The organism is Pseudomonas sp. NPDC087804, from assembly GCF_044742965.1.
GTDB classification, from domain to species: domain Bacteria; phylum Pseudomonadota; class Gammaproteobacteria; order Pseudomonadales; family Pseudomonadaceae; genus Aquipseudomonas; species Aquipseudomonas rustica.
In genome coordinates this window covers 63,308-80,286 of the sequence record NZ_JBIUVN010000018.1, presented here as the reverse complement: position 1 = coordinate 80,286, position 16,979 = coordinate 63,308, and the positions used below count along the sequence as shown (strand labels likewise).

General features: G+C 59.0%; 13 protein-coding genes. 5 read left to right on the top strand and 8 right to left on the bottom strand.

Annotated elements, in window-relative coordinates:
• Positions 1–21 precede the first annotated feature (21 nt).
• From ACIOMO_RS20100 to ACIOMO_RS20075, 6 genes are all read right to left on the bottom strand, one after another.
• Positions 22–660 carry a lysoplasmalogenase gene (locus ACIOMO_RS20100; RefSeq protein WP_178124192.1) on the bottom strand — a complete coding sequence of 213 codons (639 nt, stop codon included), beginning with the start codon at positions 658–660 and terminating at the stop codon, positions 22–24.
• A gap of 2 nt (positions 661–662) precedes the next feature.
• On the bottom strand, positions 663–1,055 hold the full coding sequence (locus ACIOMO_RS20095; RefSeq protein ID WP_053123491.1) for a protease inhibitor I42 family protein: 393 nt from the start codon (positions 1,053–1,055) through the stop codon (positions 663–665).
• 218 nt (positions 1,056–1,273) lie between these two features.
• On the bottom strand, positions 1,274–3,691 hold the full coding sequence (gene lon, locus ACIOMO_RS20090; RefSeq protein WP_282354601.1) for an endopeptidase La: 2,418 nt from the start codon (positions 3,689–3,691) through the stop codon (positions 1,274–1,276).
• Positions 3,692–4,486: 795 nt separating this feature from the next.
• Positions 4,487–4,852, bottom strand: coding sequence for a DUF6124 family protein (locus ACIOMO_RS20085; RefSeq protein ID WP_401243130.1), 366 nt, complete (start codon positions 4,850–4,852; stop codon positions 4,487–4,489).
• A gap of 506 nt (positions 4,853–5,358) precedes the next feature.
• Positions 5,359–7,770, bottom strand: a complete 2,412-nt coding sequence (locus ACIOMO_RS20080) for a glucose/quinate/shikimate family membrane-bound PQQ-dependent dehydrogenase (protein WP_053123485.1) — start codon at positions 7,768–7,770, stop codon at positions 5,359–5,361.
• Positions 7,771–7,988: 218 nt separating this feature from the next.
• Positions 7,989–9,350 (bottom strand): carbohydrate porin, encoded by a 1,362-nt coding sequence (locus tag ACIOMO_RS20075; protein ID WP_401243127.1) that lies wholly within the window; start codon positions 9,348–9,350, stop codon positions 7,989–7,991.
• Positions 9,351–9,636: 286 nt separating this feature from the next.
• Between ACIOMO_RS20075 and ACIOMO_RS20070 the strand changes: the two genes are divergently transcribed.
• Entirely contained in the window at positions 9,637–9,867 is a 231-nt protein-coding gene (locus tag ACIOMO_RS20070) for a VF530 family DNA-binding protein (protein WP_008088485.1), read from the top strand.
• Between the two features lies 1 nt (position 9,868).
• Positions 9,869–10,495: a Pr6Pr family membrane protein gene (locus ACIOMO_RS20065; RefSeq protein ID WP_401243124.1), complete on the top strand. Its 627-nt coding sequence runs from the start codon at positions 9,869–9,871 to the stop codon at positions 10,493–10,495.
• A 147-nt stretch (positions 10,496–10,642) separates the two neighbouring features.
• On the opposite strand, the gene ACIOMO_RS20060 is transcribed toward ACIOMO_RS20065, so the two are convergent.
• Both ACIOMO_RS20060 and ACIOMO_RS20055 read right to left on the bottom strand, forming a co-directional pair.
• Complete coding sequence (locus ACIOMO_RS20060; RefSeq protein ID WP_401243121.1) at positions 10,643–11,428, bottom strand: siderophore-interacting protein; 786 nt, start codon at positions 11,426–11,428, stop codon at positions 10,643–10,645.
• Positions 11,425–12,000: a PadR family transcriptional regulator gene (locus ACIOMO_RS20055; protein WP_053123477.1), complete on the bottom strand. Its 576-nt coding sequence runs from the start codon at positions 11,998–12,000 to the stop codon at positions 11,425–11,427. The genes ACIOMO_RS20060 and ACIOMO_RS20055 overlap by 4 nt, the downstream gene beginning before the upstream one ends.
• Before the next feature lie 534 nt (positions 12,001–12,534).
• Here ACIOMO_RS20055 and ACIOMO_RS20050 point away from each other — a divergent pair.
• From ACIOMO_RS20050 to ACIOMO_RS20040, 3 genes are all read left to right on the top strand, one after another.
• Positions 12,535–13,026, top strand: coding sequence for a CS1 type fimbrial major subunit (locus tag ACIOMO_RS20050; RefSeq protein ID WP_053123475.1), 492 nt, complete (start codon positions 12,535–12,537; stop codon positions 13,024–13,026).
• Positions 13,027–13,133: 107 nt separating this feature from the next.
• Positions 13,134–15,656, top strand: a complete 2,523-nt coding sequence (locus ACIOMO_RS20045) for a CS1-pili formation C-terminal domain-containing protein (protein WP_401243117.1) — start codon at positions 13,134–13,136, stop codon at positions 15,654–15,656.
• Between the two features lie 28 nt (positions 15,657–15,684).
• On the top strand, positions 15,685–16,938 hold the full coding sequence (locus ACIOMO_RS20040) for a hypothetical protein (RefSeq protein ID WP_401243114.1): 1,254 nt from the start codon (positions 15,685–15,687) through the stop codon (positions 16,936–16,938).
• Positions 16,939–16,979: the final 41 nt, after the last annotated feature.

Sequence of the window (16,979 nt, the reverse complement as noted above, 5' to 3'; positions counted from 1 at the left end):
CCACGCGGAGCGTGGGAATGATCAGATCCGTTTGGTTTGGGAGAACGCCGAGGCGGCGATGCCCCACTGGCCGAGCCAATAGCTGAGGATGATGACGTATGGCGCAGCGTGAAATGGCGATACGAAACGATCGATGCCAATCACGCTGTCGGAGAATACAAACGCCAGCGCACCGCCGGCCGCGAGCAACGCCGAACGTTTCGGCACATCGGTGCCGAGCCGCGCAAGGGCGCGCCAAAGCATCGCGCTGATTGCTGTGCCATAGACGATCACCGGCACCAGCAATGGCCCGAGCCCGCTGGAAATCAGCATCCCCAACAGCACCGCGCCAACAGCGAGGGCAAGCACCAGCGGCACAATCGCCAGACGTTTGCAGTCACTCAGATAAGCCTTCAGATACGCCAGATGCGCGACCAGAAACGCGCCAAGGCCAAACACGAACAAATCCCCCGGCCACGCCAGCAGCACATCACCGAGCAACGAGAAAATCAGCCCCAGACTGATCCAGCGCCGATAGTCGCTGGGCGGCGCATCATGCAGCCAGCCGAGCAGCGCCAGCACTGGCAGTGGTTTGACCAACAAACACAGGAGCGCCGCGTGGGTGCTCAAACCATAAAGAAACGTCACCGCGCCCATCAGCGCCAGAATCAACCAACCCACGATCAGTTCACCGAAATCGCGCAATCAAAGGTTTCCACCGGCAGCACTTCCGGCGCCCACGGCTGTTGCGAGGTCAGACGCAGACGCCCGGTGCCGGGCGCGAACGCCTGGAAGCGCCAGGTTGAAATTCCGGCGGCACCGACCACCCCGGCATCTTCCGGATTGCTGTAAACCTCAGGGCTGAGTGCGCGCAGCACGCCGCCGGCGGAATCCTGAATGGCCCAGCGGTAGCCGGTGGTTGGATTGCTTGGCAGGGTGATGATCAAGTTTTGCCCGTTAGTGAGTTGCACCGGGCATTCGCTTTGTTTTTCCACGGTCACGTTCTGTTTCGGTTGGCTGGCGCAAGCGGCCAGCAACGAGAGGGCGAGGGGGACAAACAGGCGAGTGGGGGACATAAGGTCAGCGGCTCCGGGCGTTCACGACGAACGGCGAGCATAACTGAAGATGAGACAAAGTGTGACAGTCTGGGAATCCAGTGTTGTCAGAGCTGACGCCTTCGCGAGCAGGCTCACTCCTACAGTGGGTTGTGGCGTCCACAAATCAACTGTTCACCATAGAACCCTGTAGGAGTGAGCCTGCTCGCGATAGCGGTAGTCATGTCACCGCAGAACTGTCAGAACAGGATCTTCGCCACATCGGCAAATTTCTTCGCGAAATGCACGGTAATCCCTTCCTTCAGATAATCCGGCAATTCCTCGAAATTACCCCGGTTCGGCTCGGGCAAAATCAACTCGAAAATCTTCTGCCGACGCGCCGCAATCACCTTCTCGCGCACCCCGCCAATCGGCAGTACATGCCCGGTCAACGTCAGTTCGCCGGTCATGGCTACGCCTTTTTTCGGCGGCTGATTACGTGCGAGCGAGAGCAGCGCACTGGCCATGGTCACACCGGCGCTCGGGCCGTCTTTCGGGGTGGCGCCTTCGGGTACGTGCAGGTGGACGAAGGCTTCGTCGAAGAACTTCGCGTCGCCGCCAAACTGTTTCAAGTGCGAGCTTACGTAGCTGTAGGCGATCTCCGCCGACTCCTTCATCACATCACCGAGTTGCCCGGTGAGTTTGAAACCGCGATTGAGCGTGTGAATGCGCGTCGCTTCGATCGGCAAGGTCGCGCCGCCCATGCTGGTCCACGCCAGACCGGTAATCACACCGGTGCCGGACAGCACTTGTTCGTTGCGGAACACTGGATGACCCAGTGACGCTTCCAAATCTTTCGGCCCGAGTTTGATCACCGCTTTCGGGTCGTCGATCAGCTTCATCACCGCTTTGCGCACCAGTTTGCCCATCTGTTTTTCCAGCTGGCGCACGCCGGCTTCACGGGCGTAACCATCGATCAGGGACTTGAGCGCGCTGTCGCTGATGCTCAGGCTGCCCTTGGACACGCCGGCCTTTTCCAGCAATTTCGGCCACAGGTGACGCTTGGCGATGGCGACTTTTTCTTCAGTGATGTAACCAGACAGGCGAATCACTTCCATCCGGTCCAACAGTGGGCCGGGGATCGAATCGAGGGTGTTGGCGGTGCAGACGAACAGGACTTTCGACAAGTCCATGCGCAGGTCGAGGTAGTGGTCGAGGAATTCGACGTTCTGTTCCGGGTCGAGGGTTTCCAGCAGCGCCGAGGCCGGGTCGCCCTGGTAGCTCTGGCCCATCTTGTCGATCTCGTCGAGCATGATCACCGGGTTCATCACTTCAACGTCTTTCAACGCCTGCACCAGCTTACCCGGCTGCGCGCCGATGTAGGTGCGGCGATGGCCCTTGATCTCGGCTTCGTCGCGCATGCCGCCGAGGCTGAAGCGGTAGAACGGTCGGCCAAGGGATTCGGCGATGGATTTGCCGACGCTGGTTTTACCCACGCCCGGCGGGCCGACCAGCAGCACGATGGAGCCGCTGATTTCACCTTTATAAGCACCGACGGCGAGGAACTCGAGGATGCGATCCTTGATGTCGTCGAGGCCGGCGTGGTGTTTGTCGAGGACTTTGCGCGCGTGCTTGAGGTCGAGTTTGTCCTCGCCATACACGCCCCACGGCACCGAGGTCGCCCAGTCGAGGTAGTTGCGGGTGACCGCGTACTCCGGCGAGCCGGTTTCGAGGATCGACAGTTTGTTCATTTCCTCTTCGAGGCGTTTCTGCACCTGCGCGGGGAGGACTTTGCCTTCGAGGCGTTGTTCGAACTGTTCGAGGTCGGCGCTGCGGTCGTCCTTGGTCAGACCGAGTTCCTGCTGGATGACCTTGAGTTGTTCCTTGAGGAAGAACTCGCGCTGATGCTCGCCGATCTTGCGGTTAACTTCCGCCGAGATCTCTTTTTGCAGGCGCGCGACTTCGACTTCCTTGCGCAGCATCGGCAGGACTTTTTCCATGCGCTTGAGCATCGGCACGCAGTCGAGCACTTCTTGCAGCTCGGGGCCAGTGGCGGAGGTCAGCGCGGCGGCGAAGTCGGTCAGCGGCGACGGGTCGTTGGGGCTGAAGCGATTGAGGTAGTTTTTCAGCTCTTCGCTGTACAGCGGGTTGAGCGGCAGCAGTTCCTTGATCGCGTTGATCAGTGCCATGCCGTAGGCCTTGACCTCGTCGGTCGGCTCGGTCGGCTGGTGCGGGTATTCGACTTCGACCAGGTACGGTGGGCGGTGGTGTTTGAGCCAGGTTTTGATGCGTACGCGGCTCAGGCCTTGGGCGACGAATTGCAGTTTGCCGTTTTCGCGGCTGGCGTGGTGGACTTTGACCAGGGTGCCGTATTCGGGGAGGGCGCCGGTGTTGAAGTGACGCGGGTCTTCCTGGGGCGTGTCCATGAAGAACAGGGCCAGGGAGTGGTGGTCGGATTTGCTGACGAGGTCGAGGGTTTCGGCCCAGGGTTCTTCGTTGACGATGACCGGCAGGACTTGGGCCGGGAAGAACGGGCGGTTGTGGATCGGGATGATGTAGACCTTGTCCGGCAGGTTTTGGCCTGGCAGGGCGAGGCCTTTGCCGGAGGAGGTGTGTTCGATGTGGTCGTCTTCGGTGTAGTCGTCGGGGTGATCGGGGAATTCTTGCTGGTCGCTCATGGGGCACCTGCGCAATGGGGTATGGGTCTTAGATGGGGCAGGCTTTCGGTGGTTTCAATGGTGGGCGATGTTTCTGCTTGTGTGTTCAGGGTTTTGACAGGCGTCACGCTTTGGGCTTGGCGGCCTTTGGGCCGACCATGTTGTGGGTGTTCGGTGTGTATATCCGTTTCTTCGGTAACGGCTGCTTAGGGTTTCGCCCTGACGGCGACTCACTTTTTTGACAAACGCCTCAAAAAAGTAAGCAAAAAAACGCTTGCTCCTACGTGCGGCCCGCTCGCTGGGGCTCGGGGTTCCTTCGCTGCGGGATTGATCCGGGGGGCATCGCCTACGGTTTGCTTCGCTGCACCTCCTCTCGATGTGTTTGGCTGCGCCAAACGGTCGCTGCGCTCCCACCCCCGGATCAATCCCTCCACTCAGCCTTCCGACGTCGCTCGTGGATCAAGATCAAAAGCTTCACCCGAGCTTGCGCTCATCGTGTTGAGTGGTGAAGAGCGGGCGCGATGCGAAAATTTATCGGGTGAACTCAATTCCTGTGGCTTGCCAGCGATGGCGGCCTGACAGCCGACCTGGTTCTGGCGGATGACCTCGATTCAAATGTAGGAGCTGCCGAAGGCTGCGATCTTTTGATCTTGCTTTTGTAGGAGTAAAGCTTGCTCGCGATGGCGGCCTGCCAGCCGACCTGTGTCTGGCGGATGAACTCGATTCACATGTAGGAGCTGCCGAAGGCTGCGATCTTTTGATTTTAAAAATCCAGATCAACAGATCGCAGCCTTCGGCAGCTCCTACAGGTCGGTGTCAGTTTTGGGTGGGGAGTTCGTGGTTATCCAGTGCGCGGTTCACCGCGAGTTCGGCGAGCATGATGATTTGCTGGATCGCCAGAATCGTGCGTCGCTGCGGCAGTTCGATGTAGGCGGCGATGTCGCTGGTCATGAGGCTGGCTTGGGCCAGGGATTCGCAGGCGTGTACCAGCAGGCTTTCGTTGTCTTGATCGGGGGCGACCTGGAACATGGTGCTGGGTTTGTGGAAGCGCAGGGTCAAGTCGTTGGGTTTGAGGTAGTGGTCGAGGGCGCGTTCGGCGGCGTCGTGGAATCTTTTTGAGCCGGGGAATTCGTAGGGGGTGGTGTCGTCCGCTGTGGGCGGATTGGGTGTTGGTTTGATCATGGTGAATACTCAGTTGGTGAAAGTGGAGCTGCCTTCGATTGCCGCGACGCAATCTGAGGTGGCAGCTGTACGCGGGTTCGCGGACCGATAACTGAGAAATCGGCATACCTCCAAGGACGGTATCCCGCGCACAGCCGCCATGACACAAGCTACAGGCACCGAGGTGCCGTGAGGTTGGCGATTATGCATCAGTTATCGGGCCGCGACGCCCGTTCGCTGAATTTGCAGCGACCCTCAGAGCCTATCCACCCCACTTCCGATGCACAACCGACGCGACTTGTGGGAAAAACTCCGTTCAATCACCAGCATTTGTAGGACGAGCAAATTTCCCACAGCCAACCCATTCCACCCTGTAGGAGCTGCCGAAGGCTGCGATCTTTTGATCTGGCTTTTAAAAATCAAAGTCAACAGATCGCAGCCTTCGGCAGCTCCTACATGGATATGTGGTGCACAAAAAAGGCGATGTCCCTCACGAGACATCGCCTTTGTTTTACCGCCGTTAAAGCTTATTCCGGCAGTTTGTAGGCAATGATGTAGTCGCCCATTTTGGTGCCCAGCGAGCCGTGACCGCCGACAACGAGCAGCACGTATTGCTTGCCGTCCTTGCCGGTGTAAGTCATCGGGGTCGCTTGACCACCCGCCGGCAGACGCGATTTCCACAGCTCTTTACCGCTGTTGACGTCGTACGCGCGCAGGTATTGGTCGAGGGTGCCGCTGAGGAAGCCGACGCCGCCAGCCGTGACCATCGAGCCGCCCATGCTAGGCACGCCCAGGGTGAAGCCGATCGGGATTGGCGAGCTGTCGCGGCTGGTGCCGTTTTTGCGTTTCCACACGACTTTGCCGGTGGTCAGGTCGATACCGGCAACGTAGCCCCAGGCCGGGGCCTGGCACGGTACGCCGAGTGGCGACATGAACGGGTGCATGATCACGGCGTATGGCGCGCCAGTGTTCGGTTGCACGCCAGCGGTTTCGCTTTCGCGTTTGCTGCCGGCGGCGACTTGCTCGCGTGGCACCATTTTCGAAACGAAGGCCATGTAGTTCGGGCTGGTGAACAACATTTGGCGAACCGGATCGACCGAAACGCCGCCCCAGTTGAACACGCCGACGTTACCCGGGTAGATCAGGCTGCCCTGTTCCGACGGCGGGGTGTACTGGCCTTCATAACGCAGTTCTTTGAACTGGATGCGGCACAGCATCTGGTCGAACGGGCTCGCGCCCCACATGGCTTTTTCGGTCAGTTCCGGGGCCAGCAGGTTGAGATCCGAACGCGCCTGGGTCGGTGCGGTGTGGTCGCCTTTCACGGCGCCTTGCGGTACCGGGATTTCCTTGATCGGAATGATCGGCGTGCCGTCACGACGGTCGAGGACGTACAGGCTGCCCTGTTTGGTCGGGGCGATCAGCGCCGGTTTCACGCCGTCGGCGGTTTTCATGTCGAGCAGGGTTGGCTGGCTGCCAACGTCCATGTCCCACAGGTCGTGGTGGGTGAACTGGTAGTTCCAGCGCACTTTACCGGTGGCCAGATCCAGAGCAACGATACCGGCGCTGAATTTCTCGGCGCCCGGGGTGCGGTCAGCGCCCCACTGGTCTGGAGTCTGGTTGCCCAGTGGCAGGTAAACCATGCCGAGTTTTTCGTCGACACTGGCCAGCGACCACATGTTCGCCGAGTTGCGGCTGTAGGTTTCGCCCGGTGCCAAAGGCTCGGTGGCGTCTGGCTTGTCGCTGTCCCAGTTCCATACGAGGTGGCCGTCGTGCACGTCGAAGGCGCGGATCACGCCCGATGGCTCGTTGGTCGATTCGTTGTCGGTGACGTGACCGCCCATGATCACCAGATCACGAGTAATCGCGGCCGGCGAGGTGGAGTAGTAGCCACCAGCGGTGAACGGGCCGATGCCTTGGGTCAGGTCAACCACACCGTTGGTGCCGAAGCCTTCGCAGATTTTGCCGGTGTCGGCGTTCAAGGCGATCAGGCGGGCATCAGCGGTTGGCAGGTACAGACGACGCGGGCAGGCCTGAGCAACAGCTTTGCCGGCTTCGGAAATCACCGCGGAAGCTGCGTTTTCAGTTTTGGCGTACGCGGCTTCGTCGTAGTACGACACGCCACGGCAAGTCATGTGGGCGAAGCCTTTGAAGCCGACCGGGCTCTTGATCTGCGGGTCGAAGCGCCACAGTTCTTTGCCGGTGTCCGGATCCAGTGCCAACACTTTGCTGTGCGCGGTGCAGGCGTAGACCATGCCGTTGGCTTTCAGCGGGGTGTTTTCGTTGGTCAGTTCAACCGGGTCATCAGCGGTCGGCAGGTCGCCGGTCTGGATGCGCCAGGCTTCTTGCAGCTTGCCGACGTTGGCCGGGGTGATCTGTTTCAGCGGCGAGTAACGGTCACCGAATTCGGTGCGGCCATAGGCCTGCCAGTCGCCATCTGGCATCGCTGGTGCGGTGCTGGTGGTGTCGGCGGTGTCGCGGCCCAGTTCGCCGAAGGTTTCGCCCGGGTGGGTGAACAGGCTGATCAGCGCGGTGAGGCCGGCCAGAACCACGGCCACGGTCAGACCGCGAGTGCCCATCGGCGCCGGGCCGTCAAGCAGCAGCGGACGACGGAACCACGGCAGCAACATCACGAAGCCGAGGACAAACCACAGAGCCAGACGTGGCACCAGTTGCCACCAGTCCAGACCGACTTCCCACAGCGCCCAAACGGTGCTGGCAAACAGGACGATGGCGTACAGGCCCAGCGCCGCACGCCGGCCCAGCAGCAACAGGATGCCGGACAGCGCAATGCCGATACCGGCCAGCAGGTAGTACAGCGAGCCGCCGAGCATGCTCAGCTTGACCCCACCGGCCAACATGGCCAGGCCCATCAGCAGAAGCAGAATGCCGAGCAGACTCGGTAGCAGACGGCTTCGACTCGAAGCACTTTCGGTGCTCATAGTGTGATTCTCCGTGACGTTTCAAGTAGTCCCGCGCAGTAGTCACTGTAGATGACGATTGAGCGCGGGCATGGTTCAGATAAAAACTTGTCTAGCTAACGAATTTCATCTGTAGGAGTGAGCCTGCTCGCGATAGCGCTGTTTCAGTCACTGGAGATGTCGCCTGAAACACCGCTATCGCGAGCAGGCTCACTCCTACAGGGGATCTGTGTGGTTCTTTAGAACGACGACTGGATTTTGATCCCGCCGATCAGGGCGTCGTCGACGTTGTTCACGCCACCGGGGTGGCGGATGTATTGCAGGTTCGGACGTATGGTCAGCCAATTTGTTACATGCACGCCGTAATACAACTCGGCGCTGTATTCGGTGTCTTGCGGTGGCAAGAACGCCGGATCGTCATAGTCGTAAACGGCATTGGCCTGATTCGTCGCTTCGGCGTTTTTGCGGTACGCCGGGTTGACGTGCACGCGGGCGAGGGCGAAACCGATGTCGTCCTTGGCGCGCGCGTCGAACGGGCCTTTGTAGGTGATGCCGGCCTGCACGTAGTTGTCGATCGCGTTGGTTTTCTTGTCGTGCATTGTGCCGTTGGCGAACACGCTCAAACCGCGACTGTTATCGCTGGCCACGCTGGTGATTTGCTGCTGAATGCCCAGCCACACGCCGTGTTTGCTCGACGCGCTGCGATAGGCTTCGCCGCTGAGGGCCGCCGGTTGGCCGTTCTGATCTTTATAAGCGTCAGTGGCTTTGGCGTTGCTGTAGTAGTAACCGGCGCGGTATTCGCCCGGCAGGCCGTTGAGCTTCGGCGTCCACACCAGTTCGATCGGCAGGATCGCGCCCTGGGTGCCGCTGCCGCTGAGTTTGAAGCCGTTGCCGCGATCAAGGTTTGACGGGTTCTGCTCGTAGGCGCCGACCTGCGCGTACAACTCTGGGGTCAGGTGATATTTGACGCGCAGCGCCCACTGGCTGACCGGCCAGTTGTACCAGATGCCGCCGACCCAGTTGCCGACCTGCGAGCCGCAGAACGCGAGGTTCTGGAAGTCGCACGGGAAGCTGTTGAAGTCTTCGCCTTCGCCGAAACGGCCGGCTTTGATGTCGAGTTTCTGATCGAAGAATTTCTGCTGATACCACATCTGCGTCAGGCGCGTGGTCTGGCCACGGCCCCAGACTTCCTGGGCCGAAGTGAAGCCGCCGACGCGCGGATCGTTGATGCGGTCGTTGCTGATGTTGTTGCCGCTGCGTTTGGTGATGGTCAGTTGAAACTCGGCGTCGTCCCAGCCGAGGATCTTTTGCAGATCCAGGTGTGTGCCCAAACCGAACTGATCGCTGTAACGCGCGGTGCGGTCATGGTCATAGCCACCGTGCAGGTTGCTGCCCATTTCGCCGGTGTAATCGAGCTTGAAGTCGTAGCCTTTTTCCGAGAGTTCGGTGCGCGTGCCGTTCCAGTCACCGAGCATGTACGGTGATTCGCTGTCGAACGCGGGCGCCGCTTGGACGCAAGTGGCGAGGCCAAGGGCGGTGCAGCCACCGATGGCGCGCAGGGCTGAGATAGCGCTGTCTCGGGAGAAGGAAAAATCGGGCATGAATAAGTCTTTTTTTGGTGTTTTCGGGGTGCAAACTGAGCGCTTCAATATGTCGCAGGCAGTGAAGCGATTCAGCTGAAGGGCGGCAGGATAATGATCTGTAACAAAAAGACAAAGGCCTTTTATAAACATGCATCCTTTCGGATTCGGTAACAGTCCCTGTAGGAGCTGCCGAAGGCGGCGATCTTTTGACCTTGACCTACATTTGAAGGAAGCCCTTCCACCGAACCACCCCCTCGGCTAAGGTGCGCGGCTTCTGCATATTCACTTCGCCCAAAGGCCTGGCATGAACGACCAAACCCCCGATCCGCTGCACGGCGTCACCCTTGAACAGATCCTCAACGCTTTGGTGACTCATTACGAATGGTCGGGGCTGGCCGAGCGCATTGATATTCGCTGCTTCAAAAGCGATCCGAGCATCAAGTCGAGCCTGACGTTTCTGCGCAAAACCCCGTGGGCGCGGGAGAAGGTCGAGCGTCTGTACGTGAAGCTGATGCGCACCAAGCGACCACTCTGAGATGGACGCCGTCTGGCGCCATCGCCTGATCACCTGCGCGGCCATATTGGGCTGGGCGGGGTTGGCTATTCAGCTGTACCTGATTTTCTTCGCACGCTTGAGCGTCAGCGCCAGTCTGTTAGGCGGGCTGGTGAGCTTTTTCAGTTACTTCACGATATGGACGAATACGCTGGTGGCGACGGTGCTGACCTGCGCCGTGACCGAGCGTGAGTCCGCCGCACGCCGTTGGTTTCTACAGCCGTGGGTGAGCAGTGGGATTGCCGTGAGCATTGTCGTGGTCGGCCTGGCCTACAGCATTTTGCTGCGGCATTTGTGGCACCCGGAAGGTTGGCAGTTTGTTGCCGATGAATTGCTGCACGACGTGATGCCGCTGCTATTTCTGGGGTATTGGTGGGTGTGCGTGCCCAAGCGCACGTTGCGCCTGTGGCATCTGCCGTTGTGGCTGATTTATCCGCTGGTGTACTTCATCTACGCCTTGCTGCGTGGGCATTTGCTCGGCGCGTATGCGTATCCGTTCATTGATGTGGCGGTGTTGGGTTATCCACAGGTGTTCGTCAATGCCGGGGGGATATTGCTGGGGTTCGTGGTGATTGGGTTGCTGGTGATCGGCCTCGACCGATCTCGGTGATGAACGTCAAAAGATCGCAGCCTTCGGCAGCTCCTACATTGGAATGCGTACTTCTGTAGGAGCTGCGGCACGCTGCGATCTTTTGATCTTGTTTTTGAACAATCAACGTCAAAAGATCGCAGCCTGCGGCAGCTCCTACAGGGGATATCACTCTTCTTCGGAACCTTCGGCGCGCCAGTAGCCGACGGCTTTGATCAGTTGTTCATCCAGCCCGTGCTCATCGATCAGGACACGGCGAATCTGCCGTGACACCTTGGTCTCCGTCGCCACCCACGCGTACAGATTGCCCTTCGGCACCTGCAACTGCTTCACGGTGGTCAGCAGGTTATCCTGGCCGCCCTCACGCAACACCCAGATCACATTGACCTGCGCCGCGCTCTCCAGCACTTGCTGTTCAGCACCGTTTTCCACCTCGATCACGACCAAGGCTTTGCGATTCGCCGCCAGACCTTCGAGGCGGCGGGCGATGGCGGGCAGGGCGGTTTCGTCGCCGATCAGCAAATAGCTGTCGAAGATGTTCGGCACGATCATCGAGCCACGCGGCCCACCGATGTGCAGGAATTGTCCCGGTGCAGCTTGCTCAGCCCAGGTCGACGCAGGGCCGTCACCGTGCAGCACAAAATCGATGTCCAGTTCCAGTGCATCCAGGTCGTAACGGCGCGGCGTGTAGTCGCGCATCTCTGGCTTCGGCCCATCGTCCTTGCCGGCGCCGAGCACCATGGTTTCCAGCGCGGCGGCCTGCTCGGCGTTCTGCGGGAACAGCAGTTTGACGTGATCGTCCGTGCCCAGGCTGATAAACCCGGCCAGCTCCGGCCCGCCGAGGGTGATGCGGCGCATGCGCGGCGTCAGGTCAACCACGCGCAACACTTCAAGCTTGCGGCGTTTGATTTCGTGCATCACGCGGTGAATGGTTTGGGTATCGACTGCAGTCATTCGGCTTTCTCCGAGGCAGGTTGAACGGCGGGGCCGTCGACGATGGCTTTCGCGGTGTCGTTGAGCAGGTCACGCACACGCAGGATTTCTTCCGGGCTCCAGCGCCCGTGGTGCATTTGCAGGGCGTGGCGCAAGTTGTGCACGGCTTCATGGATTTCGGCAGGGCGGTCATGGCCGCGCAGCGAGCGTTTGCTCACATCAATGCGCATGCGCACGCCATCGAGTGCCACGGCTTGTTCGCTTAAAGACAAACGACCGGCCTCGGTGACGCTGTAGCGTTTTTTGCCGCCCTCGGCGTCACCGGCAATCAGGTCGCTTTCTTCGAGGAAGGTCAGGGTCGGGTAGATCACGCCGGGGCTCGGGCTGTAAGCGCCGTCGAACATGCCTTCGATCTGGCGGATCAGGTCGTAGCCGTGGCACGGCTGTTCCGCGATCAACGCTAACAGCAGCAATTTCAAATCGCCGGGGGCAAAAACCCGTGGGCCGCGGCCGCCGCGTTCGCGACCGGGGCGTTTTTCGAAGCCGTCACGGCCGTCGCCATGTTCGCGGTGGGGGGAATGATGGTCTCTCATTTCAGTCTTCTCTCGTCGTGTTTAGATACAACTTAAGATATATCTTATGGCGTAATCAAGCTGAAATGACCAACGGTCGTGCGGGTCTGCACGAGCTCGCAGAAGGCGCAAGGGGCACCTGAGCAGGATTTTTTCGCCGCGCCGGTAACAATAAATGCCTATACAACTTTCAGTTAGTTTGGTTAATTACTCTAAAGCATTGATCACATCCTTATTTTGTTGTGCGTGTAGTTTGGTTCTTACAGAAGTTGCATAGCCTGCCACTTTTTCATTTTGTCCTGATGTAGTACCGGTCTTACAGTTGCTCAGGTGTTTTTCTTGAAAGTAGCTGTTTTTCTTTCAAGTCAAATAGCACTTGGGCTACGCGTGCGTCAGAAACGCCCTGCTTATTTCGTGGTGGGAATAGCGGAATATTCCCCGGCGTTGAACGTCCACTTTCTTACATGTCTGAGCCCAGCTGGCTTTGTTATTCAGACCTGTAATGAGGTGCAGGACTTCAGCCAACTCCCACAACGAAATGACAGGAAGTTAATCATGCTCAAGCAACTTGCAATCGCTACTCCTCTGGCCATGCTGACACTGGGTGCTTCGGTGGCCTTTGCGGCTGAAGAATCGCGCACCGCCATCAATATCGTCGCGGACATTCCGAGCAAGGTGTTCCACGCACAGCCGGTCGATCCGAACTTCGGTAAAAACGAAGAAATGCGCTACATCATTGGCTCCGGAACATTGTCCGCGGTGCGCGGCACCTATGACATCCAGCACACTCAGGGCTCGGTAGGGGCTTACGTTGAAGGCGGGCCGCAGCCGCTGTTCAACGGTGCCAACACCATCGCCCTGGCCTACACCTTCAACGGTAAAACCCTGACCGGTGCCTCTCAAGAAGTAGTGGGTGACACCGAATCCAACGGCGGCATGCGTGCCGATCTGGTGATCACCGCGGCCAAACCGGCCGAGGGCCAATCCGGTCTTTACACCGCCGCCCCGGTCGTGATGTTCGACGCCATTCCGCGCGTTACGCCTTAACGCGCTGTCGGTCATTGCCAGTTTTGGCAATGGGTTCGTCCGGTCGAACGCTAACAATAGTGATCGACCGGCGTTTGGCCAATCAAACAAAAAGAGTAACTAAGTTCATGTTTCCGATGACACCCATCGCGGCAGCGCTTGCACTTTTTTTATGTGCCAATGCCTTGGCTGCGCCTACGGATGACCGTCATACGCCACGTAACTTGCTGGCGCAGGCAAAAGGGTTGCCGAGTGAATTCGAAGAGCACTTCTTTGATGTGCCACTTGCGGTGCGTGTGGAGTTGGATCAACAGTTTCTGGGCGAAGCGATGATTGTTCTATCACGCGATGATCGCATCACCCTGCTCGAATTTACCGAGAGCACCGACAGTAACTTCACTGCCATCGAACGCGATGTCTGGGCCGACTATCTCGGTCGGGGTGTGGTGCTGGGCAACTGTCAGAGCAGTTGCCCGGCGCAGATGCTCGCCGTGCACTACAACCTGGAAAATTCGCTGGTATCGATCGTCACCGAGAATGCTGAGCGCGATAGCCAGGCGCCGCGCTATTACCTGCAACCGAAGTCCGGCAGCACCGGGTTGATCGTGCGCAACCAGCTCAACCTCAACGGCGGTCAGGATCAGGATCTTGGTGGTCGTTACGGTCTGGTCACCAGCAGCAGCCTCGGCAATTGGACACAAAGCCTGAACGTACAAATGGCCCGTCTGGGCGGTTCGGATGAGCAGATGTATCACGCCGTGCAAGAGCTCTACAGCCAGAAAGAGCTGCAGGGCAGTTTTGTTCGCCTGGGCTATTTCATGCCCGATTCCGAAGGCCTGACTCGCCAGCCGCGTTCGTTCGGTGTCAGCCCGGACACGGCAGTGGGCGCCATGTACGGCAGCTCCGACAGCCTCGCGATCGACAATCCGAAACCCAGCGTTTATCCGCTCTACGTCACCGCGAACCGCCAGGCTTCGGTGGAGATTTATCGCAACGGCATGTTGATCAACACGCAACCGGTCGACGCCGGTCTGCAAACTCTGGACACCCGACCATTACCCGGCGGCATCTATGAAGTTGAAGTGCGCCTGATCGAAGACGGCCAGATCACCTCCACCACGTCCGAGCTGATCTACAAACCGAACAACTGGCGCAATCATGACGAGCGCTGGCGCTACAACGTGTTCGCCGGGCGCGAGAGCAAATTGTGGAGCAACTGGGACGATCAGGCGTCCGGCGGCATGACGGCGGGCGCAGCGTTCAACTACTTGCTGCATCCACGCGTCATCGTCGGATTTTCCGGGCGGCAGATCAGCGAAGAACTGCAGTACGGCACCTCGATCGACTGGACGCTGGCCAACAACAGCAGTGTGTTTGGCAATGTTTATCAAACCGAAGACCACGGCACCGGCCTCGATCTGCAAGGCATGTACAGCTACGGCTCGGGCAGTATTTTCCTGACCCACAACCGCAGCTGGCTCGACACCACCAACACCTACGAAACCCTGCCCGACGGCACGCGAGTACGGCAGCGCAACGTGTTCATCGGCCAGACCAGCAACTCGGCGCTGTCGGTGAATCATCGGGTCAGCAACAAAAGTTCGATCAACGCGCGGGTCTCGCACAGCGACGGCAATATCGAAGGTGTCGGTCTCGATCTCGGCTGGACGCAGCGCGGCGAATTGTTTGGCAGCGATGCCAACTGGCGATTTTCGGTGTTCGATCGTCCGGGCAGTTTCAGCAGCGGCGATGCGCGCAATCGCGGGGTCGACCTGAGTGTCAGCCTGGCGCTGGGCGGGCCGGGCGAGCAGATTTCCGGCAGCCTCGGTTCGCGAACTTCGCGCGATGGCGGGCGTGACAACAATGCGTCCGTCACCTATCGCAAAGACTTGCAGGATCACTTGTTGCAGAGCGTCTCGGCCACGGCGATCACCGACACTTACGGTCTGGGGCTTTCCGGGACTGGCAGCTTTCAGAGCGACGCAGTCAACGGCGACGGCTTCATTCAGCGCTCTTCGTATAACAACAATTTTTCCGGCGGTTTGAACCTCGACAGCACCGTGGCGCTGAGTGGCCAATACATCGCCATGACCAGCCAACACGATCGAGGTGGCGCCGGGATGATCGTTGATGTCGAGTCTGATCTGGACGACATCGCCCTGCGCGCCGATGACTTGAGCGGTGGCAGCGCCAACCTGCGGCCGGGGCGCAACTTCATCCCGATCACCGCTTACAAAAACGGCACGGTGAGCTTCGATTTCGAAGGCAACGACGTCCCGGCCGCGGCGATTCAACCGGCACGCACGAGTTACCACTTGAACAAGGGCGGCGTGGACTATCGAAAAATCCGCGTGATGAAAACCCTGACGGTGCTTGGCCGCTTGATCGACCCCAAAGGCCAGCCGCTCAAGGGCCACCACATCATCAACCACGCCAGCCGTGGCGTGAGCGAAGTCGACGGGTTCTTCTCGATGGAAATGAACGCCGGCGCGCCGACCCTGGAGGTGCGTCAGGGCGATCAATTGCTCTGCCGGTTCCGTTTGAACACCGATGCCGCCCGGGTGGAAAACAACGTGCTGATGATTGGCGATTTGCGCTGCACGCCGGATACGTTGGCGGACAACGCTATTGCTCTTGAAACCGCAGGTTGATCAGGGAGTGTTGAACGTGCGAATACTTGTGAAAGCCAAACGCGTGGCAGTCCATTTGATGTGCCTTGGAATGTTGCTGACGACTTCGCCAATCTCAGAGGCGATCAGCAAAAACATCACCGCAGACTTTAAAGTCGACCCTGCCAAGCCTAACCAGAACATCTTCGTCAATACCACACCGCAGGAAGGCTACTGCGTCAGGTATCCCACCAACTGCATCGCAAACAAAACGTTCAGTCTGCAATTGCCGATCAAGTTTTCTTCCGTTGCCGCCATAGAAGCCAATCACAGCGACCAGCGCCAAGGCGCGATGTTCAAAGTCCCTGCGGATTGGCGTGCGGTGGAGGTGATCAACAAAAAGAACAATCAGCGCGAAACGGTCGAGGTGCGTATCTCCGGCATTGGCGTGCTGTGGATGACTGATGAACGCGTGGATGTCCTGACCGGGATCGAGAATGGTGACTGGGCACAAGGCCATCGAGTGTTGTGGACAGGGAGTAGTTGGCAAAACCCGCCTCTTGGCTGCGGATATAGCGGCTCGGCCGATTGGGGGCCAAAGCACTACGCGTCGTTTTGGACAGTGCCCAGCGATATCGTCTGTGCAAAGCAGGCGAGGTTCCGTATTCCCGCCTTCAGTTACGACTATGTCGATTTTGCCTACGAACTTCGCACACCCAACCCGTTGGGTATGTCCGATGGCGATTATGAAGGGCAGATCACCTACCGCATCGGCCCGAACATGGATTTCGACATGGGCGACATCATGGTCAGCACGGAATCGGAAGTGACGCTGGAGCTGAAACTGAATGTGCAACACACCCTCAAAGTGACAATTCCCCCGGGCGGCAACACAGTTGAATTACTGCCTGCAGGTGGCTGGCAGCAATGGCTCAGCCAGGGCCGTAAGCCGACCCGTTTGTTTCGTGACCAGACCTTCAATATTTCAACGTCATCGCGCTTCCGAATGTGGCTTGAGTGCCCTGACTCCGGTGATAACGCCTGCCATATTCGCGATCCCGTGTCCGGTCATTCAGTGCCGGTGAGTGTCAGCGTGAGTTTGCCGTACGGGCTGGTGGATGAGGCTGAACGCCCGGTCAATCGGCGTCCCTTGCACCTTGAAGGCAGTAACGCCGACATCTTTCAGCCGGGTTTCTATCTGGATCGCCGGGCCGGCACCTTGCACTTCGAAATTGCTGCCAGTCACGTCGCGCAAATGCTTGAGACGGATCAGGCGCGGGATTACTCCGGCACGGTGACGATGGTCTGGGATTCAGAGGTTTAATCCATTTACTCGCTGTTACAGCCGCCAGCGGCTGTGTTGCA

Excerpts from the sequence above, each read along its gene's own strand:
- ACIOMO_RS20095 (WP_053123491.1), bottom strand. The coding sequence starts at position 1,055 with ATGTCCCCCACTCGCCTGTTTGTCCCCCTCGCCCTCTCGTTGCTGGCC.
- lon (WP_282354601.1), bottom strand. The coding sequence starts at position 3,691 with ATGAGCGACCAGCAAGAATTCCCCGATCACCCCGACGACTACACCGAA.
- ACIOMO_RS20085 (WP_401243130.1), bottom strand. The coding sequence starts at position 4,852 with ATGATCAAACCAACACCCAATCCGCCCACAGCGGACGACACCACCCCC.
- ACIOMO_RS20080 (WP_053123485.1), bottom strand. The coding sequence starts at position 7,770 with ATGAGCACCGAAAGTGCTTCGAGTCGAAGCCGTCTGCTACCGAGTCTG.
- ACIOMO_RS20075 (WP_401243127.1), bottom strand. The coding sequence starts at position 9,350 with ATGCCCGATTTTTCCTTCTCCCGAGACAGCGCTATCTCAGCCCTGCGC.
- ACIOMO_RS20070 (WP_008088485.1), top strand. The coding sequence starts at position 9,637 with ATGAACGACCAAACCCCCGATCCGCTGCACGGCGTCACCCTTGAACAG.
- ACIOMO_RS20065 (WP_401243124.1), top strand. The coding sequence starts at position 9,869 with ATGGACGCCGTCTGGCGCCATCGCCTGATCACCTGCGCGGCCATATTG.
- ACIOMO_RS20060 (WP_401243121.1), bottom strand. The coding sequence starts at position 11,428 with ATGACTGCAGTCGATACCCAAACCATTCACCGCGTGATGCACGAAATC.
- ACIOMO_RS20055 (WP_053123477.1), bottom strand. The coding sequence starts at position 12,000 with ATGAGAGACCATCATTCCCCCCACCGCGAACATGGCGACGGCCGTGAC.
- ACIOMO_RS20050 (WP_053123475.1), top strand. The coding sequence starts at position 12,535 with ATGCTCAAGCAACTTGCAATCGCTACTCCTCTGGCCATGCTGACACTG.
- ACIOMO_RS20045 (WP_401243117.1), top strand. The coding sequence starts at position 13,134 with ATGTTTCCGATGACACCCATCGCGGCAGCGCTTGCACTTTTTTTATGT.